The organism is Candidatus Sulfurimonas marisnigri (assembly GCF_015265475.1).
In the GTDB taxonomy this organism is placed as follows: domain Bacteria; phylum Campylobacterota; class Campylobacteria; order Campylobacterales; family Sulfurimonadaceae; genus Sulfurimonas; species Sulfurimonas marisnigri.
The window spans coordinates 1642247-1667578 of record NZ_CP054493.1; the positions used below are offsets into that span (position 1 = coordinate 1642247).

Consider the following 25332-nt stretch of genomic DNA (forward strand, 5'->3'; position numbering starts at 1 on the left):
TTTGTTAAGAGTTCTACTTCCAATCCTTATCTCTTTGTCACTTATTGCTGACGAGTACACATTTGACATTGGGGAAGTAGAACCTAAAACATATGAGTACAACGGTTATATGCGACTTGACAACAGAGTTCAGAAACTTGATAATACGGATGATGATTATCAAAACTCTCTTCATCTAGAGGGGCTGTTTAATTTTTCTTACTTTTACGAAAATATCACATTTAAAACCTCTATAATGGCTACTTATGACCATATCAAAGATAAAACATCACAAAGCTACTTCCCAATCAATGAGCTTTATGCTGAAGCCAAACTGAATGAAAATCACACCGTTTTGCTTGGAAAAGAATCTCTCGGATGGGGTAAAGGATACTTTTTCAATCCAGTTGCTTTTTTTGACAGACCAAAAGACCCGCTCCAACCGACACTCTCACGAGAAGGCTTTGTAATAGGAAAGTATAACTACAATAAAAGTTTTAACAGCAATTTAAAAAATATCTCTCTTGACCTTGTATATCTGCGTGCTAGCGACTCACTTAATAAAGATTACTATACCCTTGCTACAAATAAAGAAAAATCAAACAACATTGCTATGCGTCTTTACCTTCTTTGGTATGACACGGATATAGATGTAATTTACAACTATTCAGATATAGCTAATGATAAGATAGGCTTTGACTTCTCCAAAAATATTCAAACAAACTTTGAAGTTCATGGTGAATATGCTAAAGTTATTGATGACAATTACTCATATCTTTTAGGTATCCGCTATCTAACTGAGTTTGAATTAACAATAATTAGTGAATATATCTATCAATCAGAGGGTTTAAACAAAGAGCAGATTAAAACATCAATGCTCACACTTCCATTTATTGCAAAAGATTATCTCATTACATCCATTTCTCAAAAAGAGCCTTTTGACCTGCTATATTTTAGTATATACTATAACAATATGACAAACCTTCAAGACCTCTCACGACAAAATAAAGTTGGTGCTACTTATAGTTTTAGCAATAATATAGATGTTGACTTCTCTTATAACATAAACAGTGGTTCAGGTTTGAGTGAGTTTGGGAAAAAACAGGTGAGTGATTTTGTATGGTTAAGAGTGACTTGGAACTACTAAGGTTATTGATTACAATACATAATCAACAACCTTAGACTCTAATGTTACAGACTTTATAAGCTCCACTACTTTTAGATGCTCCGGGTGAACGGCATAATCTTGCAAATCCTCTTTTGTATCAAATGTTGAGTATAGTGACATGTCAAATGCTCTCTCGGTTCGTGAAAAATCAACTCCAACTTCCATAGATTTTAGAGTTGGTATCAGCTCTACTAAGGCGTTTAACCTCTTTACTACTTCTTCTATATTTGCATCTCTGTTTTGCTCTTTGAATTTAAACATTACTATATGAACTATCATTATAAACCTTTACTATATTTGATGGAATCTTATCTAAGCAGAGCAAATGCACCCCTTAAAGAATCCCTTTCCAGAAAAACTGGGCAATCATTACTATTAAAAATATTCCAACAAGATTGAGAACCAAGCCGTATCTCGCCATCTCTTTAACAGATACCGCTCCACTGCTCATGGCAATTGCATTTGGTGGCGTGGCGATTGGGAGCATAAAAGCATAACTGGCACATATCGTTGCTACCATCATAAAGAGAGTTGTGTTTATACCTGTTTGCTCTGCTACTGCATATATAACAGGAAGCATTATAGAGATTAGTGCAGTGTTTGAAGTTATCTCTGTTGTAAAAGTAATAAGCATAGCTACACTAAAAAGCAGAAGTATTGGAGGTAAAGCTGTCATAACTATTAGATAAGATGCAACTTCATCTGCCAAGCCTGTTTCGCTAAAAGCTTTTGCAATACTAAACCCTGCGCCAAATAAAAACATAATTCTATATGGGATTTTTGCTTTATCATCCATCCAGTCAAGTATGCTAAATAGTGGTGCGAAGAGTAAAAGACCACATGTAAGTAAAAGTCCAGCTTCACTTAGTCCAAGTCCATTCCAGTATGGTTTTATAGGTGCGTTTATCAAAAGTAAAACTACTAGACCGGCAATTAGATATAACACTTTTTTTTGGTTTATGTCTAAAGTTTTATTTTCGCTATCTATTGAAATATTAATATCTTTTACACCAATGCTAAGAAGAGAAGCAACTACGAAGAACATCATAAAAACTAAAGGAGCAGCCATCCACATCCACTGAAAAAATGGTATAGCTTCCATTGCTTTATCCTGCATAATCCCAAGCAAAATAAGGTTCGGAGGAGTGCCAATAGGGGTTAATATTCCGCCAACGCTAGCACCATAAGCTATTGCCAGAGCAAATCTCATTTTAAGTCTTAAATTATCTGTTATAAAAAGAGCAATAGAGATTAGTAAAAGTGTTGTTGTAGTATTTGAGAGCACTGAGCTAAGTATCCCGGATGTAATGGTTAGTGAGAAAATTATACCCTTTGGAGTTGATGGAAAAATAGAGAGCATTTTATCTGCTATCCAAGTGTGAAGATGCGTTTTCTCAACTGCGATAGCAAGTAAAAAACCGCCTAAAAATAAAAATATAATAGGGTGAGAGTAGTTTGCTGTTGTCTCCTTGGTAGTCAAAATTGAAAAAGCTGGAAATAAAATGATTGGCAAAAGAGAAACCACACCCAAAGGGAGCCCCTCATTTGTCCACAGAGTAACCAAAAGAGCAATAAGCCCTAGAAGTGAAGCTTGTTGAGTTGTAAAAACACTTAAAGATAGAGCGAAGACTAAAGCACCTATAAAAATTCCAATAGCTATCTTTTTAAACTGCTGCGTATGTTCACCCATCTAAAACACCATCTCTTCAAACAGTGGTCTGCTCTGTACATCTTCGCTCATGCACTTGTTTCTTAACACATCAAGACTCTTATACGATTGTTCATCTTTTTTATCACAGCGAACTAACATGTCATCTAGAAGACATCCAAAAGCTCGTACTTCTATTTTTTCATAATCTCTATTTTCTTTATCATAAAAACTTGCAGCTCCAAAATCACCTAAGTAACATTTATACTCGTTGTTAATTAAAATATTGTGAGCATAAAGGTCACCATGCATCAAACCCTTATTATGTAGATGAGAAGCAGCGGAGACTATAGCTTTTGCAATTTTATAAATGGATTCTATACTGAACTCTCTACCCTCTTCATATATATCTCTTGTACATGTATCAAAGTTTGGCGGAAGGCCTAGATTTTCAAAAATGGCTGGTATGTATTCTAAAAGAAGACCTAAACGCTCATCTCCTTTTATCTTCGCAAATACTTTAATAAGATTTTCATGCTCACCAACACTCATACATGCATTCATCTCATCTTTTGCATATCCATCGCTAGTTACGGCACCCTTAAAAAACTTAATGGCTACATCTTTGTCTAACTTTTTCATATACCCCTTAAATATTTTACCTGAAGCACCCTCACCTAATAGTTCTTTCACCTCTATCTCTTCATAAGCTATCTCTTTGTGGTTTGTCTCAGGACTCTCAACACATGGATTACCAGAGAATGCCAACCATGAAAGTTTTGGAAGTGTTAATAACCAAGATGGTATCTCTTGTAGTTGATTTGCGGATAAACGAAGTAGCTCTAGATTTTTACACTCTGCCATCGAGTCTGGAAGATAAGTTAGTTGGTTACCAGCAAGTGGAAACTTTTGCAGTTTTGATAGTTTACCGATGGAGTTTGGCAAGCTTTTAAGTCTGTTATCTGTCAAGATAAGCCAACTAATACTAAGAGGTAATATTTCTTCATCAAAGTGTTCTATTTGATTTGCTTTTAAACCTAACATGTAAAGATTTTCACACTCTTTAAATGCAGATGGCATACTAGTAAAGTTATTATATGAAAAGAAGGCAATCTTTAGTTTTTTAAGTCTGCTTAACTCTGATGGGATATGAGAAAGTAAGTTATTACTTAAATCTAAAAACTCCAAGGTATCTGCTAGCTCAAATATCTCATGTGGAAAAGATGTAAGATTCTCAGATATAGAGAGTTGTTTAGTCCCTTTTAGCTCGCCTGAGCGAAGTTGTGCTAAGGTTTGCATTTAAACCTAACTCGACAGTAAGTCTCTTAAAGACTCTTGTGGATTTTTGCCCTCTAGCATCTCGTAGACCTCTTTGGCAATTGGAAGATACAAATTACGAAGCTGAGAGATTTCATGTAATGCGTAAGTAGTTCCTATCCCCTCCGCTACTTCTCCCAACTCCTCGAGAATATCCTCTTGAGTTCTCCCTTTTGCTAAACCTAAACCGACGCGAAAGTTTCTTGACATGTTAGATGATGCAGTTAGAAAAAGATCTCCTGCTCCGCTAAGTCCCAAAAAACTATCCTCTTTTGCTCCGTAATGAAGACCAAACCTCTGCATCTCAACTAGTCCGCGAGATATAAGAGCTGCTGCTGCATTTTTACCAAGTCCTAACCCCTCGCAAATTCCAGCAGCTATGGCTATTACATTTTTATAAGCACCTGCAACCTCTGCGCCAATTACATCAGTTGACGTGTATGTTTTTATAAAAGATGGGAATAGAGATGATAACTCTTTACTTAGCTCTTCATTTTTAGAATTGATTACTAAAGCCGTAGGAAGCGACTGCATAACCTCTGTTGCAAATGATGGGCCTGAAAGAAAAGCAATGTTAGATTCAGGAATATGGTTTGCATAAATATCATTTAAAAATCTACCAGTCGTTGCTTCTATGCCTTTAGATGCAACTAAAATCTTTTGGTTTGTAAATACAAAATTTTCTTCAAGCCAAGATGCTATTTGTTGTGCTGGTACTGTAATAATCAAATATTCACATTTTAATATTTCTTCCAATGAAACAAAATTTTTCATCTCTCTTGGTCTTCTTGAAGTTATAAAAACATCACTTTTCTCACTTAATGCGAAGGCTAAAGCCGAACCCCATTTACCTGCTCCTATAACACCAACTTTACTCACAATCTGCTCCCTATCAACTTTTCAAAATCTTTAATATCTTGTTCATATCCAACAACAACAAAAATGTCACCGCTTTTAATTATATGGTGTTTTTCCTTCGATGAGTATATAAACTCGCTACTCATATCATCATGTACAATAGAAATAACGATTATTCCATGCTCCCTGCTCCAATCTATATCTGCCGGGTATTTACCCTCGAAAAAATTATTGTTTTCAACTGCTATTTGAGCTATTTTTAAATCACTTTTTTCATATAAAATATTGTGCAATACCTCTGTAACTATTGGTTTTTCAAGCATCTCTACAATAATATTCGCAGTAGTCTGCGTAGTTGGAATAACTCTTGTTGCCCCCGCTAAAGTAAGTTTGTCTGTACTCTCTTTATCTTCTGCTAAAGCGACTATTGTCAAATCTTTAAACGAGTCTCGCAGTGAAATAGTTAAAAATATATTTTCTGCCATATCCTCAAGAACACAAAACGCAACACAATCATCTATATCAACAATAGTGCTTAAATCATCCCAATTGTCACTCAAATCAAAACTATGTATTTTATAATTATTCTGCTCTTTTAGCTCACTATATTCGCCTAATCTAAAAATGTATATATTTTTATAGTGTGCTGATATATTTTTTTCAATCTCAAAAGTGTAGTCGTTGTAGCCAAAAATCAGAGCACTTTTTTGTCTCATTTTTTACCCTTATTATTCAATGAGTTGCTAAACTCCTTTATAAACTGTATATTTCCTATTACAAGAAGATAATCGCCAACTTCTAAAACTGTGCTGTCAATAGGATTAAATAAAAATCTTTTTATACTCTTTTTATATATTCCCAAAAGTATAACCCTATACTTTTTATTATGCAAATCACCAACGGTTATAAAATTACTTAGAACTCTATCGCTTACAAGAATCTCTTGCATATCAATACCGTTAAAGTTTGAACGTAAAGCATGGATTGCTTCAAATGCAACTGGCTGACCAACAAACTCTTTAGCGACTATCCCAACCAACTCTTTTTCATAAATAAGTTCATTAACACCTGCAAATATTAACTTGTTTCTATTGCTCTTATTTTTTAAAACAGACAATATAAACACTTCCTTGTTAAAGGAGCGAACAGTTAATGCTGTATACACATTTTCTACATCGCTATAACTTAAGCAGATAATTGCTTTTACTTGCGCTTGTATATTTATACGAAGTTTTCGGTAGCTCTCTGTAGCTCCTGGATCGTAATTTAGCACTACAAAACCATCTTTACGTGCCGATTCAGCTTTTGAGAAATTTTCTTCTAAAATAATGACTCTATTTTTTATAGAAAGTTTTTTAGCAACCTCTTTTGATATATTTTCATAACCGCAGATAAGATAAAACTCTTTTATTTTTTCTATATCGTCAATAAGTTTTGTGTCTTTTATCTCATCTAATTTTTCTGTAAATGCTGTAACTATAAGTGAAGTCGTAAATGAAAAGACTGCAATACCAGCAACTATAACAAACATCGACACTACTCTTCCAGGCTCCGTTATTGGAGTTATGTCTCCATAACCGACTGTTGATATTGTAACTATAGACCAATACAAGGCATCAAAAAGAGTCTTTATCTGTGAGTCTGGGCTGTTTGCTTCCATTACATAAATCAAAACAGATGAAACAAAAATAATAATTGAAGCAAAGATTAGTAACGTAAAAAACTCAAACTTTTTTGCAGCAAGAACTGAAGCAAAAGTTTGAATACTTTTTGCATATCTAAAGAGCTTGAAAACTCTAAATAGTATAAAAATTCGAAGAAGTCTTAGTTCATGAAAAAATGGAATAATTGCCATTAAATCAATAATAGCTTTAATTGATAATATATATCTAAATTTAATTTCAATTATCTCTTTTAAAGCATTGAAAAACTTAAATTTTTCCCCAAGCATAGTGCTGTGCTCACTTTGCTCAATAATAACTTGAGTTACGCTGCTACTAACCCAAAGCCTCAACATGTACTCAATAAAAAAGATTATAGATATGACATAGTTATTGAAAAAAAGAAGAGTGTCGTTAACATGTGACTTTACTTCTCGTATCAAAATTACAACACTTATAAAAATAAGAGTAATCATAAATAGGTCGAAATATCTTTTATATTTGTTGTTGCTGTTTTCTAATAAATTATAAAAAAAATGTTTATTTTTTGCATATTTTTCAGATGTATTTATATGGTATGCAGTATCGACCAGCAAACGCTTAAACAAAACTAATTATCCTAGTTTTGCTTTTAGCACTTCATTTACGGTTTTAGGATTTGCACTGCCCTTTGACTCTTTCATGACCTGTCCTACAAAGAAGCCAAAAAGTTTATCTTTACCGCCCCTATACTGCTCAGCCTTATCTTGGTTTGCAGCTATAATAGCGTCACATATAGCTTCAATTGCACCATTGTCACTAACTTGTTTTAGACCCAAAGCATCAATAACACCGTCAACTTCAAGATTTTCAACCATAAGCCTGTCAAGTACCTCTTTTGCCGCTTTTCCACTTATGGTGCCGTCCTCAATTCTTTTCACCAATTGCCCAAGTTTTTTAGCATCTACCGGTGAGTTTGTAATATTCATCTCCCCTTTTAGACGACCTTGAAGTTCTGTTGTAAGCCAAGTCAAGGCATTTTTTGCAGATATTTTCTCTTGCATCATTGCCTCAAAGAAGTGCGCCATCTCAACAGTAGAAGTTACAACACCCGCACTATACTCATTCATGCCATAATCTTTTACAAATCTATCTCTCTTTTCATCTGGGAGTTCTGGTATTTGTGAGTATACAGCCATCATTTCATCAGTTACTACAGCTTTAAGTAGATCCGGCTCTGGGAAGTAACGGTAATCAGCAGCTTCCTCTTTACCACGCATAGAACGAGTCTCTTGCTTCGTTTGGTCAAACAATCTAGTCTCTTGAGCTATCTCTCGCTCATATACTCCATCTTCCCAAGCCTCGCTCTGACGAGCCACTTCCAGTTCAATCGCTTTTTGGATAAATTTAAATGAGTTTATATTTTTAACTTCAACACGAGTATAAAGTTTTTCATCACCTTTTGGACGAATTGAGACATTTACATCAACACGAAATGACCCCTCTTGCATGTTCGCGTCACCGATATCTAAGTAACGAATTATTGAGTGAAGTTTTTTTAGATAGAGGATAACTTCTTCTGCACTTCTCATATCAGGCTCAGATACTATCTCTAAAAGTGGAGTTCCTGCACGGTTTAAATCAACTTTAGATATATCACCATCATGTATATTTTTTCCAGCATCAGCTTCGATATGAGCACGATTAATGCGGATAATTTTGTGACTTCCGTCTTCAAAGTCTATTTGCAACTTTCCATGTTCAACAACAGGAGTGTAAAGCTGGGTAATCTGATAGGCAGTCGGACTATCTGGATAGAAGTAACTTTTTCTATCAAAGAAAGATGTTCTATTAACGGTTCCATTTATAGCAGTTCCAAGCATAATAGACTTATGTAGAACTTCTTTATTTAGCACTGGCAGGGCACCTGGAAGAGCTAAACAAGTTGGACATGTATTTGTATTTTGTTTGTGATTGAAACTCGTAGGACACGAGCAAAAAAGTTTTGATTTTGTATTTAGTTGTACATGGACTTCGAGACCGATAACTACTTCAAACATAAGTTTCCTTAGATAAAATTCATAATATTAAGGGTACATTTTACCTAATTAAAGCTTTTAACTCTCATAAAGTCAAAATATCTTAATTAACTATAGCAATATTTTTAATTTAGTTTTAAAATATTCTCTAGCAGCATTGTTTGTTTTTTAGCTTCTTCGAGTCTTTGCCTATTTATAGAAAAAGCATCTAGAGATAAAGTCATAAAAAGTGAAATAACTATGAAAAATATTGTGCAGAAAATGGCTAAGCCTAAGCCTAGAAAAAGAAAAGAATTGAAAACTATTAGAGAACCAAAGAGCAATATAGCCCATGATGCTCCAAGCAAAAAGCTTATAATTCTATCGAATTTATCTTTTTGCATATTTATTAGTTGTGACTAGTGATCGTCAACCGCTACAGCACCACCAAGGTAAACATACGTAAGCATCATAAAGATGAACGCTTGCAAGAAAGCCATAAATGTAAGAAGTGCAAATGGAATCATAGGTAACACCCATGGAGCAAGCATTAAGATTACCATCAAGAACATATCATCACCTTTAACATTACCGAAAAGACGGAAGCTAAGGGATACTAAACGAGAAAAGTGAGAAACGATTTCTATTGGGAACATTAACCAATACAGCCACCAAACTGGACCCATAAAGTGTTTGAAGTACTTTATAACACCTTGCTCTTTTATACCAACATAGTTGTAATAAACAAATACTGATAAAGCCAATGTCAAAGGCATTTCTAAAAATGCAGTTGGAGCTTCAAAGCCTGGCACTACACCTATGAGGTTAGCAATACCAACAAAAAGACCGATAGTAGCAACTAGTGCTACGTATTTACGAGCTTTTTCTTCGCCCATAACATCTGTTCCCATCTTAAGAACACCAGAGATGTATGCTTCCAAAACATTTTGAGTTCCTCTTGGAACCATTTGAAGATTAGACATTGCAATCTTAACAAGCATTAAAGCTATACCTGCTGATAAAAGCATGTGCGTCATGTAGATAAAAGTCTTATCGTGAGATAATAAACCGAAAAATGTGAACAATTCACCCATAGGTGTACTCCCTGTCTTAAATAATTGAGGCATTATATTCAAAGTTGGATTAAACTTTTATAATACCGCCTATAAATTATGTAATTTTTTTATTTTTGTTTAATCTTTGGCTTTACATCTTTAGCTGTATAGTTCTTATTTGCAATACTTTCTAAAAATACTGTTGCGTAAGAACCTTTTGGAAGTGTAAAAGAAATCTTTAGTTTTGTTTCTTTTCTAATATACTTACATTCTATATCTTTTGGATATATTAGTGCTTCTCTTCTATAGCCTTTTTCTTGTAAAAACTCATCATCGTACTTTTTTTCTATCTCTCTTGCTTCATCTCTTGCACGAAAAGTATCTCTACCGCACAAAAGCCCAGTAGGAACAAGTTTTTTACTTTCGAATTCTCTTGTTGGCATAATTTTGGGAGTAGATAAGTCACCCTTATTATCTTGATATACATCTCCATCAAGTAGTAAAAATTTACCATCATTTTTTTCACGTGATAGCTCTACTCTCTCTCGCAGCCAGTCATTAAAAAATGTACTCTGATAAATAGAAATTAAAAAGTTTTTAATCTTTGTATCTTCTATAAATATTTCCCCTTTTATCATCTCCTCTGCTTGTTTTATTGAGTCGTTATCACGCCCAAATCTTTGGTAACCAAAGTAGTTAGGTAAACCATTTTTAGCAATTTTTCGTGCACACTTCTCAATCTTACCTGAATCAATATTATCAACAAAATGTAAATTTATACTAAATCTGTTGCCACATAAATCACCCATTCTAATAGAGTGGGAGTGTCTTATTGTCTTTAATATCTTAATCTGTTTATGGTGGAACTTTTTAAGCATCTTTTCATATGAAGCGTCAACAGATATGTACTGCGTTGTTGTTGCATGTTTGTCTTTTAATCCAGCATAACCAATCTTTTGTGCAGGAATACCAAAGTACTCTGCAAAAATCGCTACCATGTCCCAAGTTGTAAGTTCAACTTTTTTTACATGTATAATTAAGTAGTTTCCTTTGCCCTTGAACTCTGTGCACATAACTTCATCAACCATAAAATCATCAGGTGTTTGGAAGAACTTAAAACTTATATCTTGTGTAGTATCTAAATATTCTCTTTTTCTCATAATTGCAAAAACTTTAATTCTTTTGAAGCGACAAATATATCTTTGTTTATCGCTTTTTTGAGCTCATCAAGTGACTCAAACTTTTTGTTGTCTCTTATAAAAGAGACAAAACTAATTCTTGCTTTGTCGCTACATGTAACTTCGCCGTCAAGTATATGAGACTCAATAGCAAAACTTCCATCTGTAGTTACGCGGTGCCCCACAAATGAGACTGATGGATGATAATGTTCTTCATCATCTATTCTAGTAAGAGTAGCATAAACTCCCTCTTTTGGAGTAAGAAAACCTTCTGCTTCTATATTTATAGTCGCTACCAACTCTTTTTTTCCTATACCTTGACCTTTAACTATTTTACCTTTAATAGTGTAATTATGCCCTAAAAATGCGTTTGCACCTTTAATATCGCCTATACTTACTTTTTGTCTGATTTTATGTGAATGAATAGAGTCACCATTTAAAGTCACCTCATCAACAACTTTAACATCTCCAGTAAAAAGTATTTTTAAGTCATCAAAAGAGTATTTTCTGTTTTTTCCAAAGTGAAAGTCATATCCAACAACTATTTTGTCTAATTTTGGAAACTTATCTTTTAAAAAGCCTATAAACTCTTCCCCACTCAAATGACGAATATCATCTAACTTAAGATAAAATATAGGATAGTGAGAAAAGTTCTCACGCTCATACTTTGGAGTTAAGTTTGCATAACCTGTCTCAATTACAACAATAGTCCCACTCTTATCAAGCTCCGCAAAAAGGTGTTGATGTCCTATATGCATACCATCAAAACCGCCGATGGCTATTGCACGACTATTTTTCATAGCAGTAACAGTATTCAAGATTCCCCTCCTTGCCTGTAAGTTTTGAAGCAGATTTTAAAATTCGTTTCCACCCCTTTAACTTACAAGCATCTTCAAATTTTATCATAGCATTTAGTATTGCTTTTTCATCAGTCACAACACCGTTATTATCTCTTTTTGCTTCGCGCCCTACTTCAAACTGCGGTTTAAACAGCAAAATAATTTTATCATTTGCCAATCTGTCAACATCATCTAGTATATGAAGCAGAGATATAAAAGCGACATCACTTACTACTATATCAAATATTTTATCACTCTTAAACTCTCGTATGTCACAACTCTCGTATGAGTGAACTCTATGATCTTCTTTAAGGCTTACATGTAGTTGCTCTTTGCCGACATCAACTGCAGTCACTTCGCTAGCACCATATTCTAAAAGAACTTGCGTAAAACCTCCGGTTGATGAGCCTATATCTAAAGCAGTTTTATCCTTTGCGTGTAGCTTTAATTCATCTAAAAATCCACTAAGTTTAAACGCTGAACGAGAGACATACTGTTTATGCTCTTTTACAATAACTTCATCACTATCTTCTAACTTATGAGAGCTCTTAATTGTTACTTTGCCATTAACACTTACAAGTCCATCTTTAATCAAGCCTTGAGCTTTGTTTCTGCTTTGCACTAAAGAATTCTCTACTAAATAATTATCTAATCTACTCAATTTTTTCTCTCATCTCTTGCTCCGTTAAACACTCTACATGTAAAGATATTGCTTTGTCATATTTGCTTCCCGCATCCTCGCCATATATTAAAAAGTCTGTCTTTTTAGAAACTGAACCTGATACTTTTGCGCCAAGCTCTTCTAACATCTCTTTTATAGCACCGCGTGACTCACTCATAGTTCCGGTTAGCACTGCTGTTTTACCTTTGAAAGGGTTCTCTTTTGCTTCAGCTTTTTGTATAGGTTCCAATGGTTTTAAAATATCTTGTAATTTTAAAATAGTCTCTTTGTTTACCCTTACAAACTCCAAAACAGACTCAGCCATCTCTTCGCCTATTCCATCACAAGCGATTATCTCTTCCTTGCTTACATGTAAGAAGTTACTTCCAAACTTCTCGCTCAAAGTTTTAGATGCAACCTCTCCTACATGTTCAATCCCAAGTGAGTTTAAAAAACGCCAATATTCAGAGCCTTTAGCATCTTCTAGAGAGTTCAAAAGATTTTGAGATTTTTTCTCTTTAAAACCTTCAAGTGCTAAAAGTTTATCTAATGTTAAATCAAATAAATCTACAACACTTTTCACAAGACCAGAGTTAAAAAGAGCCTCAACTATTTTGTTGCCAAGTCCATCTATATTAAGACACGGTTTTGAGGCAAAGTATATTATTGAGTTTATAACTCTTGCTTCACATGTAAGATTTTGGCACTTAAGCAAAACCCCCTCATCCAAGAGTTCACTATTACAAACTGGACAACTCTGCGGTCTTTCGTATTTTACTTCGCTTCCGTCTCTCTCATGAGTTAAAACTTTTATAATCTTGGGTATAACATCCCCGCTTCTGAGGATAATAACTTTGTCATTAAGTCTTATATCTTTTCTATCTATCTCATCGAAGTTATGCAAAGTTGCCCGTTCTACTACTACTCCATCTATGTCAGTAGGCTCAACTATCGCCACAGGAGTCACAGCGCCAGTTCGTCCAACCTGAAGTATAATCTCTTTTACTGTAGTAATCTTCTCAACCGCTGGGAATTTATAAGCAACGGAAAAACGAGGATTTTTAACCGTATAACCCATATCTATTTGAGAAGCTATTTCGTTTACTTTTACAACCATACCATCAAGCATCATAGAGTAACTATCTCTATCTCTATTCATAATCTCATATATATCTTCTATCTCTGCAAAATCTTTACAGGTAGAGCTTTGAGGTGGCTTTCTAAACCCTAAGGAGTAGATAAACTCCATCTTATCACTTAGCAGTTTATGTTCTAACAAGTTCTCTCCAACACCGTAAGGCAAAAAGACCAAATTTCTTGAAGCAGTTACAGAAGAATCAAGTTGTCGCAAGCTTCCGGCAGCTGCATTTCTTGGGTTTGCAAAAACAGCTTCACCATCTTTCATTCTTGCTTCGTTTATTTTTTCAAACTCTTCTTTAAATATAACCACTTCACCGCGAATCTCTATACGCTCATCATATTCTATGATAAGTGGAACAGTTTTTATTGTTTTAACATTTTGAGTTATAAGCTCACCTATCTCTCCATCACCACGGGTAATTCCCTGAACTAATTCACCGTTTTCATAGATAAGGTTTAGACTAGCCCCGTCAAATTTCGGCTCACAATAAAATGAGATATTTTTATCTAGTTTGTAGGTTTTTGTAAGCCACTTTTGCAAGCCCTCTGCGTCAAAAACATCTTCTAAACTCCACATGCGAGTGAGATGTGAAGCCTTTGTAAAGCCATCTCTAACTACATCACCAACTCTCATTGTTGGTGAGTTTTTTAAAACATCATCTTTATTATTTTGTTCATATTCCACAACCTCATGGTAAAGTTTATCGTAAACCTCATCAGTGGTAATAGGGTCATCTAAGACATAGTAATGATGTGAGTAGAGGTTAAGTTTTTCTACCGCTTCTTTATACTCTTGTAAATTCATAATGGAATTTTATCTTAATCTTTCTAAATTAATCTTCCAATACTTTAACTTTAAGAAGTATCTCTTCTCCTTGTTTAAACTCTGCATGTATTAAATAAGCCTCTTTTAGGTTGTCATTAGATTTGTAGACTCTAAAACTATCCACTTCACCTAAAGAATCTATGCTAAAAACACTATCTTGGTTTAATGGGTACTCTTTAAACTCTTGTAAAGATTCCAATCTGTAAAGCTTAGACTCTTTAACTATGTATGCGACATAAGGGTTGTATTTTCTATGCAAAGAGTTTGAACTTTGCATAAAAACAACATCTACATGTGAATCTTGATTTATGATATTTACTTTCTTATCAAGAGCTAAAGAGAAGTCTAAAAACACAACTCTTTTCTTCAATTGTTGGCTTTTTATAATATTTAACTCTTTTTTTAAAAAGTAATTTGAACTGTTTAACGAGGCATAACTTTTATATAAAAAAACCATCATAATTGATAAAATAGTTACTGAGATTAACATCTCAATAAGAGTAAAAGCTTTTCTCATTGGATTCTAAGTCTCAACAGTCCACTAGAAGAAGTGTCAGTTATAAGTATAGTCTTACCTATCTCAAAAATCAAACTTGAGTTTACTAGCTTATCTTCATTATTTACATCTTCTATCTCAGCAGACTCACTCATATCAATACTCTCAAGGACTTGATAAATCACTTTCATCTTGCTCTCTTTAAATCTTCGCCTTAAATCATCTTCAACATCAAAATCATATATAAGCTTATCCAATGTAACTGTTTTATTTTCAAACCCATAATTTTTATTTGCAATTAAAAATGAGGAAAACTGACTTACTGCAACTTTTCTACCAAGCTCTAAGAATATATGTGAACTATTTCCCTTCATCTGGAAAAGAGCCGCTATTACTACTGAAATAATTACTACAGAAACCATAACTTCAATCAATGTAAAGCCTTTACGCATTTCCCAATCCGATACGAATCGCTTCATCTAAAGATGTTTCTCCATTATATAACATTTCTGAGAGTTGAAAAGAAATAGTCTTAAGTCCATCAGCTTCTAGTGCTATTTTAATCGTATGCTCATCTGTAGTACTTTTCAACAAGTCTTTTATTTTATCATTCATTATTAAAAGCTCACCTATGGAACGACGACCGGAATAACCGCTGTAATTACAACTTTTACACCCTTTTGCCTTAAATATTTTTGCATTTACTTGTAATCTATAATCTTCTGCAAAATTTTCTGCTAAAGCATCCTCAACTTTACACTCCTCGCACAAAACACGGATCAATCTTTGAGCAAGAACTCCCAAAAGTGAAGAGGAAATCAAGAAAGGTTCTACCGACATATCTGCAAGTCTTGAGATAGTCGCAGCAGCAGAGTTGGTGTGTAGGGTAGAAAATACCAAGTGACCGGTTAGAGCCGCACGAATTGCTATAGCGGCTGTCTCTTCATCACGAATTTCACCTATCATTATGACATCTGGATCTTGTCTAAGTATGGAGCGAAGAGCTGAAGCGAATGTGAGCCCTACCTTCTCATTTACCTGAATCTGAGCAATATTGTCCGACTTGTACTCAACCGGGTCTTCAACTGTTATAAGGTTTTTTTCAGGCGATTCAACTTCACGTAAGAAGGAGTGAAGAGAAGTTGTTTTACCACTACCAGTTGGTCCTGTTACTAAAATAATTCCATGAGAAGATCGAAGCAGTTTTTTTACATCCTCTACTAGTTCGCTGCAAAATCCAAGTTCATTTATTTGTGGAATTTGAGAACTTTGCATCAGAAGTCTCATAACAACTCTCTCGCCATAAAATGTTGGCAAAACAGAAACACGAATGTCTAAAGTCTCTCCGGCAATTTTTATCTGTGTTCGCCCATCTTGCGGGATTCTCTTTTCGGAAATATCAAGGTTTGAAATAACTTTTATACGACTAATAATAAGGTTAACAACTTTTTTGTCTAAATCGGCATTTTTACTCAACATGCCATCTATTCTAAACCTGACTTCTCCCCGTTTTTCTTGGACTTCTATATGAATATCTGAAGCCCGTTTTTTTATAGCCTGATAAAACAGAGCATTTACAAACTTAATAATTGGAGCAGACTCTTCTGAGGTTAAAATATCTGATGAAGTTCTTAAAAAGTCTGTTAAAGATATATCTTCATCTTCACCCTCTTCACTAGAATCTTCTTTCATTGTCTCTATTGCTTTGTCTGTACGAAGTTCTAAAAAACGGTTATATAGCCTGTCATAAGAGTCCTCATCTAGCATTTTTATAGGATATTTATTCTGTAGTTTTGTATAATAATTACTAGCTTCTACTAAATATCGCTCACAGACCAGAGCACAGACTTCATTGTCAATTTCACTAAACAGAAGATAATTTTTAACACTTATATCAGTATCTAACTCCCACGGCTCATTAACATAGAGTTTTAGATTATGAAGAGGCTCTAAGTTTAACAATCAAAACTCCTCTTTAGCTGTCTCTTTAGCTGACTCTATATCTTCAGAAGCAGCAGGTTTTTTTTCTATCTTCTTAAATACTTCCTCATTATACTTTTTTTGAAGATTTGCCAAAACTCCTAAATCTTTTTGAAGTTGAGATAATTTTTCACTTTTATCTAAAACATACGGTGTTAAAATAACAACTAAGTTAGTCTCTTCATTTGATATTGATGTAGACGAAAATAGATATTCACCTATGAGAGGGATGTCACCTAATAGTGGAATCTTATTTTTATTTTCTGTATCAAAATTTTTCACAAGTCCACCTATAATAATAGACTCACCATGACGAAGGATAGCTTGAGTTTTCACCTCTTGTTTGGAAGTAACAGGTTGTTCTCCAGTTACTGCATCTCCAAAACTATCTATATTCTCTAAAATAGTTTCTACTTCTAAAGTTACTTTATCTATAGATGAGACACGAGGTTTAATTTTCAGAGTAAGACCAACATCTTCTCTTTTAAAAGATGCTGTTGTCCCTGCAGTACCAGTTGTAGAACCAGATGAAACAGAAATAGTTTGACCAACATATATTGATGACTCTTTATTGTTTATGCACAGAATTGATGGGTTAGATACTGACTGTGAAGCACCATTGGTTTGTAAAAAATCTATTGCAGCGCCAAGAGCGAACCCTGATGTTAGATTTTCAGGAAATGAAATTAATGCTTCTGCAGCTTTAGAGATAGAAGCCCCTCCGAAGTTTGTAGATAAAGAATAGAGTCCGCCATTAGAACTTACAGTAGCGCCATCAAATCCCCATTTTACACCCAAGTCTTCTGCTTTCTTTTTATATATATTAATTATTCTGGCTTGAACATAAACCTGGTACTTCTCTTTGTCAAGTTCATCAATAATAATTTTAATACCCTTTATAATTGCAGGTTCCCCAACTGCAATAATGGCATTTATCTCTTCACTCATTGAAACATTTGGTTTTAGTGCTGGGTCAGTATATGTCTGTTTTGAGATAATTTCAGTTAAACTGGCAAGAACTGCCTTCGCATCAGAGTTTTTAAGATTGAATATCTCAACACTCTTACTGACGTTTGACTCAACATCAAGCTTTTCTATTAAAGCCTCTACTTTTTTAACATTATCTTTATTGCCAACAACTATAATCCCGTTTGTATTATCATCAAGTATGATTTTAACTGTTTGAGACTCTACTTTTTCATTAAATAGTGACTTACTTATATCTATAACTCTAGCCAGAAGTTTTCTTATTTCTGCATGCTTAATGTAAATTATTTTTACAATAGCTTCGTTATTTGTGTCAATATTTTTTATAACCTTTTTAATTGTCTCTATGTTTTTTGGATAATCAGTTATTAAAAGAATATTACTCTCTTTCATAGTCATAAGCTTAGCTGTTTTAGAGATAAGATAACGAATTTTAGCAGCTACTATATCAACATTTTCACCCTTAACCACTATGGCTTGAGTAACCATAATGGAGCCATGAAGTTTTTTATTTTGAACTTCAACTTTAACATTATATTTTGCTGCCTCCGCTGAGCGAACAACCTCATATAAAGAGCCGTTTTGGATTAGAGTAAAGCCTTTAGACTCCAAAACAGAGACTAATATTCCCATAAGTTCATCATCATAGATAGGAGTGCTACTAACAAAGTTGACAACTCCTGCAACATTATGATTAATTAAAATATTTTTATTTGTAATTTTTGATATTAATTTAATAAAATCATCTATTGCTAAATTGGAAAAGTTAACATTAACCTGTTCTCTTGCACTTAAAACAAACACTAAACTAAGTGTTAAAAATATAAATCTAATTAATCTCATATACTAACTCCATCTCTTGATTGTTTCTTATTACCACTATTTGTATCATGTCTAGTTTATCTATATTTTTATAAATATCTAATGCATCTCTATATGACTTGAGTCTAATATTATTTGCTTTTATAATTAAATCATTCACTTTTAGCCCTAGTGAAGCAAACTTAGATTTGTTATTTATCTTCGTAACTTTAAAGCCTTTGATATTTTTGCCATCTTTTACCTCAGTTATAGAGATATTTTTCCATATCTCTTTTGGATTTTTTGCATATAAAGATATCTCTTTGCGAGTCAGTTCTATTTTGCTGTCAGATCCACCATCGACCTTAATCTTTGTAACATACGAAGAACTTTTCCCATTTTGTTGTTCAAGATAAAGAACATAATCTTTACCATCTTTCTGAAATATTGCACTCAATGAAGCAATTGATTTTAGAATATATCCATTATAGAGTTCTCCTACAGCAACAATATCTGTTTTACTAGGATTTACTTTTAAAGCTATAATTATAAAACCACTGTTTTTTGTTCCATATAGACCATTTAAAATCATATCAGTTATATTTGTGCCCACATCTTCAATATTAGCAGTCGCACTCATATTTTCTCTTTTTTTGCGTTGTATCATATTTTTAAAATCTACTCTTTGATATTTGGGTTGAAAATTCTCTTTTACACTAAGTTCAACTCCTTCGTTTGGCAGATACCACAAAACTACAAGTGACAAAGATTTTGCCAGGACAAGTAAAATTAAAACATTTGTTAATAGTGAAATAATGGCAGAGTTAGATATGTTTCTCATATATATACTCCCCGTTTTCAGATTTTTTCAGATTCTTCAGTGTATTCTTGTAATCTTTCAACATTATTTTTGAAGGTTTTAAATTCAAATGAAATACTCTGTCAATAATATTAAAATAAGAATCCACTTCTCCAAATTCCCCAACACTCACAGCTTTAATATTTAAAGGGTCAAAAATTGAGTATTTAATATTAACACTCTTTACATGTAGAGGCAAGAAAGATGTAGCAACTGGGGAGAGTGTAATACCTTTGAAGTCTATAGTGTTATAAACAGTAAATAGATTTATTTCAATATTAGATATAGTAGCGCTATCGACAGTTTTAACCGATACTACGGCATCTTTTATACTTAAGCCAAAGCCGTTGTCTTTTACATCCTCTTTGCTTACTATTACAGAGTAGGAGTTTAGTTTTTGTTCTAAATAGTAATAAACGCTAACTTTTGGTGTAAAATACATTATTGCCAGAGTAAAAAACAAAAAATAAGCAAAAAACCTTCCTATCTTTACCATTTTATCTCCATTTTAAAGCTTGCTTTGTCATCACTTAATTTTTTTATCTGCAGTGAATCAATATTGTAAGAACTGTTGAGAATTTTACTCATAAGTAAATTTAAAGAATTTATATCTATAGATTTTGAACTAATATTTACAGATGAGGCCTTAAAAGTCTCACTTATAGATTTTGACTTAAGAGCTGGTAGTTTTAAAATAGATTTTAATGATTTTTTTACTTTTTCTCCATACACATCTTTTAATGCACTAAGCTCAGTTGCTATTGTTTCAGTAGTTTTATAGATCTCCTGAGTCTCATTAAACTCTATTTTGCCTGAATTTAGTTTGAGTGTGGCAAGAACTAAAATCATTACTAGTAATACTAGAATATATATTGGATTTATGCGATTCATAGAGCTATCTCCAAATGTAAAACTCCATTGACATAAGTTGACTTAAACATTACATTTTTTGCTTCTAAAGAAGAAGTTATATGTGAAAAAGCCTTCTCTTTAGTACCGCTAAAGTTCACAACCATTACTCTCTCTTTTAAACTTATAAGTGTTATATATTCATTTTGCTTTAATTTAAGTGAGAGTAGATAAGATATATATTTTCTAATACTAGTCTGTTTCATGTGTATTGCTTTATATTTTTTCAACATTGCTGTGTTTTGAAACATTGTAGGTTGAAGACCGTTTTTAGAAAAAAGCTCATCTTTTAACTCTAAAATATTATCTGCTTTTTGAGCCGTAATAAACAATTCACTAAAAACAATTAAAATTAAAACAACTAAAACAGCTCCTATATTATAGAAATTTTTAATATCTACAATATGCCCAAACTGTTGCAGTGAGACTTTATGCTTAGATAGAACTACAGAACTTAAATCTAATTCACCTTTTTCTTCTACCCAGCAACATGGAACTAAAACAAGAATATCATCTTTTATATAAATACTTTGACTCTCATTGATTTTAACTGCTCCATCTATCGATAATAGTTCACTTTGAGCAAAGTAAACATTTACTACCTCAGCTATAGATATATTCTTTTTAGCTATTACGTCAAGTATATTTTTATCTTCATAGGCAAAAACAAAAAATTCTGATCCCGTAGAACCCTCATAGGCACTATAACTATATTTACCATCAGGCAAAGTCTCTTCAAAGATTGAAGGTAGAAGTTTTTTAACCTCCCTCACACTATTTACAGGTAAAATCATTTTTTTTACCCAGTATAGGGAGGGTGATAAAATTATATTTACACGACCATCTAGGGTCTCAATATCAGAATTTGGATCTAAAAAGATAGTTTTATACTTTTTATTAAATATCATAATTAAAATTAGACCCTTTTTTAGTTTTAATATTATACTCAAATCTTATGTTAGCTCGTTTATTATTTTGCAAAATTTCCACTCTAACATCTATATATGGCTCAAAATAACTTGGATTAAATCTTTCAAGCATCTCTTTCTCATCTTCTTGCAAGTCAATATCTTCAATTTTATTCCAATAGCCTCTGTCAACTGCTATTGTTTTAGCTCTCTCTTTTGTACATCCTAGCATCAACTCCCACACATCAGCTGTTGCATAGTTTAAATCAATTATTGTACTTCTATCACTGCTAAAATAAAATAGATTCTCAAAGTTAATATTTTTTAAACTATTCTCTTGAATTGCTTGCATATAAAAACTATTTAATTCATCTAAATGCTTACTTGATGCTATATAATCTCTAAAAAGATAAGGTTTTTCATTGAAGATTTCCGTATTATATGAAAAGTCTTCTTTAACGCCACTCATGCTATCCAATAAGATATCTACATATATATTATCTACCATATTTTCGCTCATGTATTCTCGCAATGCTTGAACTCTTGGAGAGTCTACCTGAGTACTATTGCCGTCTGCTAGTGTATTTGGGTTAAACCTTGACCTTGCACTGCTAAACTCAAGATTAATCTTTAAGCCTGAACTCTCAAATGGAATAAAACTGCTTTGTGATAAAAATGTAAAAAGAGCCTCTTGCGACTTCTCTCCTACTATTGACTCCAACTCTTTAGAGTTTTTAAGCATTGTTAAAACATCGTCTATAATTACAGATGTCTGAATCATGAAATTTTCACTATTTACCTCAATGGAAGCTTCATTAACATATTTTAGACCAACTCCAATACTTACAGTTATTGCCATTATGAAAAACAGTGTTGTTATTAGTGCAATTGCTTTTCTACATGTAGACATTTATCAACCAACACTCATAGAAAAAATAGGCAATAACATCGCCGCAACAATAAAACCTATACTGCCTCCAACAAATAACATAAGCACAGGTTCTAGCAGTGTTAACAGCATACTTATCTTGTCTCGGTTCTCTTCAAAATAGAGCTCTGAGATATTTGTCAATACATGTTCAAGCTGTGATGTCTCTTCACCTAGAGCAATAGACTGCATAAAAGAATAGTCTATTTTAATACTTGAGTGATTTAAAGCATTTGAAAGCAGTTTTCCTTCAACCACTTTTTTAGCAGAAGTTACAAAAAGATCTCTCAACACAAGGTTATTTAAGATATTTGCACTAAGGCTTATTGTTTGAACAAAAGGAACACCAGAACGAACTAAAAGTGAAGCGATATAAGAAAACCTTGCCAATTCACTTTTTTGCGTGATTGTCCCAAATAGTGGTAATTTAAGTATAAGCTTATGTACGCCATATGAAAAAGCATAACTCTTGTTCATAAGTAGCATAAACATAAATATAAATACAGCTATTAATATTAAAATAGTTGTAAAATTGTCATTAAAAAAATCACCCATAGCTATAACAACCTGTGTAGCTTTCGGAAGCTCTTGGTCCATACTCTCAAATATACCAGTAATCTGTGGGACAACAAAAGCCAACATAAATGATATCATAAGCAGTGAAATTCCAATCATAAAAGATGGGTAGGCAAAAGCAGCTTTTATCTCTTTTTTCATTTTATCTTGTTCTTTTAAAAACCGTGACAATTCTAAAAGCACTTCATCTAGAATTCCACCATTTTCACTTACTTTTATAGAGTGCTTAAAAAATTCTGGCAATATTACAACATTCTGTGACTCTAGTGCCGTATAGAAATCTTGTCCCTCGTCTAAGTGAGTTGAAACTGTGTTTAAAAACAGTTTCATTTTTTTATTGTTCTCATAGTGTGTTTGTACAATTTTAAGCGCTGAAACAATGCTGATTCCTGAGCGAATATACATGGCTAGCTCACGAGAGAGTGAAGACAACTCTTTTACGGGGATTTTATACTTGCGAGAGAAGTCAAAGTTTTCATAAAAAGCTGGAGTATCTTCATAAATATCATAGTAAATAATTTTTTTAGCTCTTAACTTATTTTTTGCTTCTTCTAGGGATGCAGTTTCTACTCTTTCCCTAACTTTTTTGCCATTAGAGTCTATCCCTTTATATTTAACAATCATCTCAAAACCTCCTGAGTCAAACTCTCTTTAGATTTAGCCATTTCTTGGAGCGAACTATAGACAGTTGATGAACTTAAGTGTGTTGAGAAATCATAAACTCTCTCTTTGAATTCTACTATCACTTGGTCACCTACCCCTTTTTTGTCAACACTATATGAGAAGCATACATTCTCTTGCACATTTTCACTGTTAAAATGTACTTTTTGACTTTGTTCCTGTATACCTGTGTAAAAATCATATCTATAGACTCTAATGGAATCATCTATAATATCATCAAAGGCACTTGTTGAATTATACTCTTTAGAATCAACTAATACACTACATCTCATACAATTATCAAGACACAAGAGTTCAACACTTTTAGTATGTGGGATACTGTACAAATACTCTTTTAAATTTTTCAAGCTAACTTCGGTGTTTGAACCTTTTAGGTTTTGAAAATTTGACACAGACAAAGTATAAACAACTCCCATTATCACAACAACAATTATAAGTTCTATGAGTGAGAAGGCCCTTCTGTTTTTCTCTTTTTTATAGAGCAAAGCCCCATAAAAATTCCTCTCACTAAAGCTTTGCCTTTGGCAAGAAAAGAGATTCAAGTTTATTTACACTCACTCATTTTTATATCAACTGCCCCTTCTTTTCCGCCCTCTTTTCTATCTGCACCCAAAGATATAAGTTCTACGCTTCCATTATCATTTACATAGATAAATTCACTTCCCCATGAGTCTTTTGGCATTTTCGAATCTTTAAAATAGCCACTTGTTGAATAGTTTACATACTTATCTGCATCCGGATTTGACACCAAAGCATTAAGTCCCTCTTCCGTTGATGGATAAACACTGTTGTTTATTTTAAACATATCTAAAGCACCATTATAAATGCTCTTCATCTGAACACAAACTAAGTTTCTTTTAGCCTCTTCCCCTTTACCCGTAAGATTAGGCATAACCATCGCTGCTAAAAGTCCTAAAATAACTATAACTATCATTAACTCTATGAGTGAAAACGCTTTTCTTGCTTTTTGTTGCATAACAATACCTTTTAAGTTTTTAACTGCTTATTATAGTGAAATTTTTTAATTAATTGATTACAATAAAAATTATGTATATAATTACTGCTTAAAGGATTTATATGCGTAATATTATTGTTTTTGCATTATTGGCAAACATACTTCAAGCTGAAACATTTCAAAACAGGCTGGAACTCGGGCTTAAAACGACAGCTTATGATTATACTGAGCGTAACTTGCAAGGTGAAATAATTGACACAGAAAACTCAAAAATTTCTGAAATTAACGGTATTTATGGAAGTTTAGATTATTTATTTAATGAATATAGTGAAAACAATTACGACGTGGCTTACTATTTTAATATTTTTGGAAGTGCTCAATACGGAGATACAGACTATGTAGGCTCACTTTTAAACTCTAATCTTCCTTACGGCTCACATACATCGAGCACTTTAAACACTTTTTACGAATTTCAGACAAATCTAAAACGCTTACACCAATATGACAACAGTTCGCTTTATTTTACTCTTGGACTAGGTTACAAAGTATGGGAGAGGGAGCTCTCTTCTACTCAACTCGAAACATACTATTATCCTTTTACGCAGGTCTCAATTGGTGTGGAGACAAAAATATATAATAATCTACATGTAGGTCTAGAACTGAGCGGACAATTAGCATTTGACGCAAAAATGGATGCCCTCAACGAGACCTTTAATTTAGGAAGAGTTTATAGTTATAAAATTGTAGCTCCGATTAAAATACCTATGTATGAGAAGATTAATTTTACAGCAAAACTTGAGTATGAGTATGCCAATTTTGAAAAATCTGATTTTGTACAGATTGGAAATTTTACTTACTACGAACCAGACAGCGAACAAAAAAACTGGAATTTATATGCGGGAGTTGAGTTTTTATTTTAAAATCG

The 25332-nt window shown here is 33.2% G+C and carries 27 protein-coding genes and 1 pseudogene; 2 read left to right on the forward strand and 26 right to left on the reverse strand.

From position 1 onward, the window contains the following. Position 1: 1 nt before the first annotated feature. Entirely contained in the window at positions 2–1126 is a 1125-nt protein-coding gene (locus HUE87_RS08290; RefSeq protein WP_194365729.1) for a hypothetical protein, read from the forward strand. A gap of 9 nt (positions 1127–1135) precedes the next feature. Here the strand turns inward: HUE87_RS08290 and HUE87_RS08295 are convergent, their stop codons facing one another. The 26 genes and pseudogenes from HUE87_RS08295 to gspG all read right to left on the reverse strand — a co-directional run bounded on the left by HUE87_RS08295 (position 1136) and on the right by gspG (position 24428). Then, positions 1136–1426, reverse strand: coding sequence for a Dabb family protein (locus HUE87_RS08295; RefSeq protein WP_194365731.1), 291 nt, complete (start codon positions 1424–1426; stop codon positions 1136–1138). Between the two features lie 55 nt (positions 1427–1481). Beyond that, on the reverse strand, positions 1482–2837 hold the full coding sequence (locus HUE87_RS08300) for an SLC13 family permease (RefSeq protein WP_194365733.1): 1356 nt from the start codon (positions 2835–2837) through the stop codon (positions 1482–1484). Continuing rightward, complete coding sequence (locus HUE87_RS08305; RefSeq protein WP_194365735.1) at positions 2838–4094, reverse strand: protein kinase; 1257 nt, start codon at positions 4092–4094, stop codon at positions 2838–2840. Between the two features lie 6 nt (positions 4095–4100). Next, positions 4101–4991 (reverse strand): NAD(P)H-dependent glycerol-3-phosphate dehydrogenase, encoded by an 891-nt coding sequence (locus tag HUE87_RS08310; RefSeq protein WP_194365737.1) that lies wholly within the window; start codon positions 4989–4991, stop codon positions 4101–4103. Next, positions 4988–5686 carry a TrkA C-terminal domain-containing protein gene (locus HUE87_RS08315; protein ID WP_194365739.1) on the reverse strand — a complete coding sequence of 233 codons (699 nt, stop codon included), beginning with the start codon at positions 5684–5686 and terminating at the stop codon, positions 4988–4990. Before HUE87_RS08315 ends, HUE87_RS08310 begins: the two co-directional genes overlap by 4 nt. Beyond that, a complete protein-coding gene (locus HUE87_RS08320; protein WP_229855099.1) occupies positions 5683–7239 on the reverse strand; it encodes an ion transporter in 1557 nt (518 codons plus the stop codon). Before HUE87_RS08320 ends, HUE87_RS08315 begins: the two co-directional genes overlap by 4 nt. 6 nt (positions 7240–7245) lie before the next feature. Beyond that, complete coding sequence (gene gatB / locus HUE87_RS08325; protein ID WP_194365741.1) at positions 7246–8670, reverse strand: Asp-tRNA(Asn)/Glu-tRNA(Gln) amidotransferase subunit GatB; 1425 nt, start codon at positions 8668–8670, stop codon at positions 7246–7248. Positions 8671–8774: 104 nt separating this feature from the next. Continuing rightward, a complete protein-coding gene (locus tag HUE87_RS08330; RefSeq protein WP_194365742.1) occupies positions 8775–9032 on the reverse strand; it encodes a hypothetical protein in 258 nt (85 codons plus the stop codon). A gap of 15 nt (positions 9033–9047) precedes the next feature. After that, on the reverse strand, positions 9048–9722 hold the full coding sequence (locus tag HUE87_RS08335) for a F0F1 ATP synthase subunit A (RefSeq protein ID WP_194365744.1): 675 nt from the start codon (positions 9720–9722) through the stop codon (positions 9048–9050). An 89-nt stretch (positions 9723–9811) separates the two neighbouring features. Beyond that, positions 9812–10843 carry a tRNA pseudouridine(13) synthase TruD gene (locus tag HUE87_RS08340; RefSeq protein WP_194365746.1) on the reverse strand — a complete coding sequence of 344 codons (1032 nt, stop codon included), beginning with the start codon at positions 10841–10843 and terminating at the stop codon, positions 9812–9814. Then, positions 10840–11661 carry a bifunctional riboflavin kinase/FAD synthetase gene (locus HUE87_RS08345; RefSeq protein ID WP_194367929.1) on the reverse strand — a complete coding sequence of 274 codons (822 nt, stop codon included), beginning with the start codon at positions 11659–11661 and terminating at the stop codon, positions 10840–10842. Before HUE87_RS08345 ends, HUE87_RS08340 begins: the two co-directional genes overlap by 4 nt. Then, positions 11651–12361 (reverse strand): 23S rRNA (cytidine-2'-O)-methyltransferase TlyA, encoded by a 711-nt coding sequence (gene tlyA / locus HUE87_RS08350; RefSeq protein ID WP_194365748.1) that lies wholly within the window; start codon positions 12359–12361, stop codon positions 11651–11653. The genes HUE87_RS08345 and tlyA overlap by 11 nt, the downstream gene beginning before the upstream one ends. Beyond that, positions 12354–14306, reverse strand: coding sequence for an NAD-dependent DNA ligase LigA (gene ligA / locus HUE87_RS08355; protein WP_194365750.1), 1953 nt, complete (start codon positions 14304–14306; stop codon positions 12354–12356). The genes tlyA and ligA overlap by 8 nt, the downstream gene beginning before the upstream one ends. Before the next feature lie 28 nt (positions 14307–14334). Continuing rightward, complete coding sequence (locus tag HUE87_RS08360; protein ID WP_194365751.1) at positions 14335–14844, reverse strand: prepilin-type N-terminal cleavage/methylation domain-containing protein; 510 nt, start codon at positions 14842–14844, stop codon at positions 14335–14337. After that, positions 14841–15257 carry a hypothetical protein gene (locus tag HUE87_RS08365; protein ID WP_194365753.1) on the reverse strand — a complete coding sequence of 139 codons (417 nt, stop codon included), beginning with the start codon at positions 15255–15257 and terminating at the stop codon, positions 14841–14843. The genes HUE87_RS08360 and HUE87_RS08365 overlap by 4 nt, the downstream gene beginning before the upstream one ends. A 10-nt stretch (positions 15258–15267) precedes the next feature. Beyond that, on the reverse strand, positions 15268–16785 hold the full coding sequence (locus HUE87_RS08370; protein WP_194365755.1) for a GspE/PulE family protein: 1518 nt from the start codon (positions 16783–16785) through the stop codon (positions 15268–15270). Next, positions 16786–18633, reverse strand: a complete 1848-nt coding sequence (locus HUE87_RS08375) for a secretin N-terminal domain-containing protein (RefSeq protein ID WP_194365756.1) — start codon at positions 18631–18633, stop codon at positions 16786–16788. Next, positions 18620–19432 (reverse strand): hypothetical protein, encoded by an 813-nt coding sequence (locus HUE87_RS08380; RefSeq protein WP_194365759.1) that lies wholly within the window; start codon positions 19430–19432, stop codon positions 18620–18622. Before HUE87_RS08380 ends, HUE87_RS08375 begins: the two co-directional genes overlap by 14 nt. Further along, the gene (locus tag HUE87_RS08385; protein WP_194365760.1) at positions 19416–19946 is read right to left on the reverse strand and encodes a hypothetical protein; all 531 of its coding nucleotides are present in this window, start codon (positions 19944–19946) and stop codon (positions 19416–19418) included. Before HUE87_RS08385 ends, HUE87_RS08380 begins: the two co-directional genes overlap by 17 nt. Further along, positions 19940–20341, reverse strand: a complete 402-nt coding sequence (locus HUE87_RS08390; protein ID WP_194365762.1) for a hypothetical protein — start codon at positions 20339–20341, stop codon at positions 19940–19942. The genes HUE87_RS08385 and HUE87_RS08390 overlap by 7 nt, the downstream gene beginning before the upstream one ends. After that, the gene (locus HUE87_RS08395) at positions 20338–21267 is read right to left on the reverse strand and encodes a hypothetical protein (protein ID WP_194365764.1); all 930 of its coding nucleotides are present in this window, start codon (positions 21265–21267) and stop codon (positions 20338–20340) included. The genes HUE87_RS08390 and HUE87_RS08395 overlap by 4 nt, the downstream gene beginning before the upstream one ends. After that, positions 21257–22177 carry a hypothetical protein gene (locus tag HUE87_RS08400; RefSeq protein ID WP_194365766.1) on the reverse strand — a complete coding sequence of 307 codons (921 nt, stop codon included), beginning with the start codon at positions 22175–22177 and terminating at the stop codon, positions 21257–21259. The genes HUE87_RS08395 and HUE87_RS08400 overlap by 11 nt, the downstream gene beginning before the upstream one ends. A 3-nt stretch (positions 22178–22180) precedes the next feature. Next, complete coding sequence (locus tag HUE87_RS08405) at positions 22181–23395, reverse strand: type II secretion system F family protein (protein WP_194365767.1); 1215 nt, start codon at positions 23393–23395, stop codon at positions 22181–22183. Continuing rightward, on the reverse strand, positions 23392–23844 hold the full coding sequence (locus tag HUE87_RS08410; protein ID WP_229855100.1) for a hypothetical protein: 453 nt from the start codon (positions 23842–23844) through the stop codon (positions 23392–23394). Before HUE87_RS08410 ends, HUE87_RS08405 begins: the two co-directional genes overlap by 4 nt. Positions 23845–23856: 12 nt before the next feature. Continuing rightward, positions 23857–23994, reverse strand: a pseudogene (locus HUE87_RS12940) (prepilin-type N-terminal cleavage/methylation domain-containing protein); the annotation flags it as partial. Positions 23995–23996: 2 nt separating this feature from the next. After that, positions 23997–24428 (reverse strand): type II secretion system major pseudopilin GspG, encoded by a 432-nt coding sequence (gene gspG / locus HUE87_RS08415; RefSeq protein ID WP_194365771.1) that lies wholly within the window; start codon positions 24426–24428, stop codon positions 23997–23999. Positions 24429–24529: 101 nt separating this feature from the next. On the opposite strand from gspG, the gene HUE87_RS08420 reads away from it, so the two are divergent. Next, positions 24530–25327: a hypothetical protein gene (locus HUE87_RS08420; RefSeq protein WP_194365773.1), complete on the forward strand. Its 798-nt coding sequence runs from the start codon at positions 24530–24532 to the stop codon at positions 25325–25327. Positions 25328–25332: the final 5 nt, after the last annotated feature.

What these genes read in the sequence shown, in the direction of transcription:
- HUE87_RS08295 (WP_194365731.1), bottom strand. Translation starts at nt 1,426, where the DNA reads ATGATAGTTCATATAGTAATGTTTAAATTCAAAGAGCAAAACAGAGAT.
- HUE87_RS08300 (WP_194365733.1), bottom strand. Translation starts at nt 2,837, where the DNA reads ATGGGTGAACATACGCAGCAGTTTAAAAAGATAGCTATTGGAATTTTT.
- HUE87_RS08305 (WP_194365735.1), bottom strand. Translation starts at nt 4,094, where the DNA reads ATGCAAACCTTAGCACAACTTCGCTCAGGCGAGCTAAAAGGGACTAAA.
- HUE87_RS08315 (WP_194365739.1), bottom strand. Translation starts at nt 5,686, where the DNA reads ATGAGACAAAAAAGTGCTCTGATTTTTGGCTACAACGACTACACTTTT.
- gatB (WP_194365741.1), bottom strand. Translation starts at nt 8,670, where the DNA reads ATGTTTGAAGTAGTTATCGGTCTCGAAGTCCATGTACAACTAAATACA.
- HUE87_RS08330 (WP_194365742.1), bottom strand. Translation starts at nt 9,032, where the DNA reads ATGCAAAAAGATAAATTCGATAGAATTATAAGCTTTTTGCTTGGAGCA.
- HUE87_RS08335 (WP_194365744.1), bottom strand. Translation starts at nt 9,722, where the DNA reads ATGGGTGAATTGTTCACATTTTTCGGTTTATTATCTCACGATAAGACT.
- HUE87_RS08340 (WP_194365746.1), bottom strand. Translation starts at nt 10,843, where the DNA reads ATGAGAAAAAGAGAATATTTAGATACTACACAAGATATAAGTTTTAAG.
- HUE87_RS08345 (WP_194367929.1), bottom strand. Translation starts at nt 11,661, where the DNA reads ATGAAAAATAGTCGTGCAATAGCCATCGGCGGTTTTGATGGTATGCAT.
- ligA (WP_194365750.1), bottom strand. Translation starts at nt 14,306, where the DNA reads ATGAATTTACAAGAGTATAAAGAAGCGGTAGAAAAACTTAACCTCTAC.
- HUE87_RS08360 (WP_194365751.1), bottom strand. Translation starts at nt 14,844, where the DNA reads ATGAGAAAAGCTTTTACTCTTATTGAGATGTTAATCTCAGTAACTATT.
- HUE87_RS08375 (WP_194365756.1), bottom strand. Translation starts at nt 18,633, where the DNA reads ATGAGATTAATTAGATTTATATTTTTAACACTTAGTTTAGTGTTTGTT.
- HUE87_RS08380 (WP_194365759.1), bottom strand. Translation starts at nt 19,432, where the DNA reads ATGAGAAACATATCTAACTCTGCCATTATTTCACTATTAACAAATGTT.
- HUE87_RS08385 (WP_194365760.1), bottom strand. Translation starts at nt 19,946, where the DNA reads ATGGTAAAGATAGGAAGGTTTTTTGCTTATTTTTTGTTTTTTACTCTG.
- HUE87_RS08390 (WP_194365762.1), bottom strand. Translation starts at nt 20,341, where the DNA reads ATGAATCGCATAAATCCAATATATATTCTAGTATTACTAGTAATGATT.
- HUE87_RS08395 (WP_194365764.1), bottom strand. Translation starts at nt 21,267, where the DNA reads ATGATATTTAATAAAAAGTATAAAACTATCTTTTTAGATCCAAATTCT.
- HUE87_RS08400 (WP_194365766.1), bottom strand. Translation starts at nt 22,177, where the DNA reads ATGTCTACATGTAGAAAAGCAATTGCACTAATAACAACACTGTTTTTC.
- HUE87_RS08405 (WP_194365767.1), bottom strand. Translation starts at nt 23,395, where the DNA reads ATGATTGTTAAATATAAAGGGATAGACTCTAATGGCAAAAAAGTTAGG.
- gspG (WP_194365771.1), bottom strand. Translation starts at nt 24,428, where the DNA reads ATGCAACAAAAAGCAAGAAAAGCGTTTTCACTCATAGAGTTAATGATA.
- HUE87_RS08420 (WP_194365773.1), top strand. Translation starts at nt 24,530, where the DNA reads ATGCGTAATATTATTGTTTTTGCATTATTGGCAAACATACTTCAAGCT.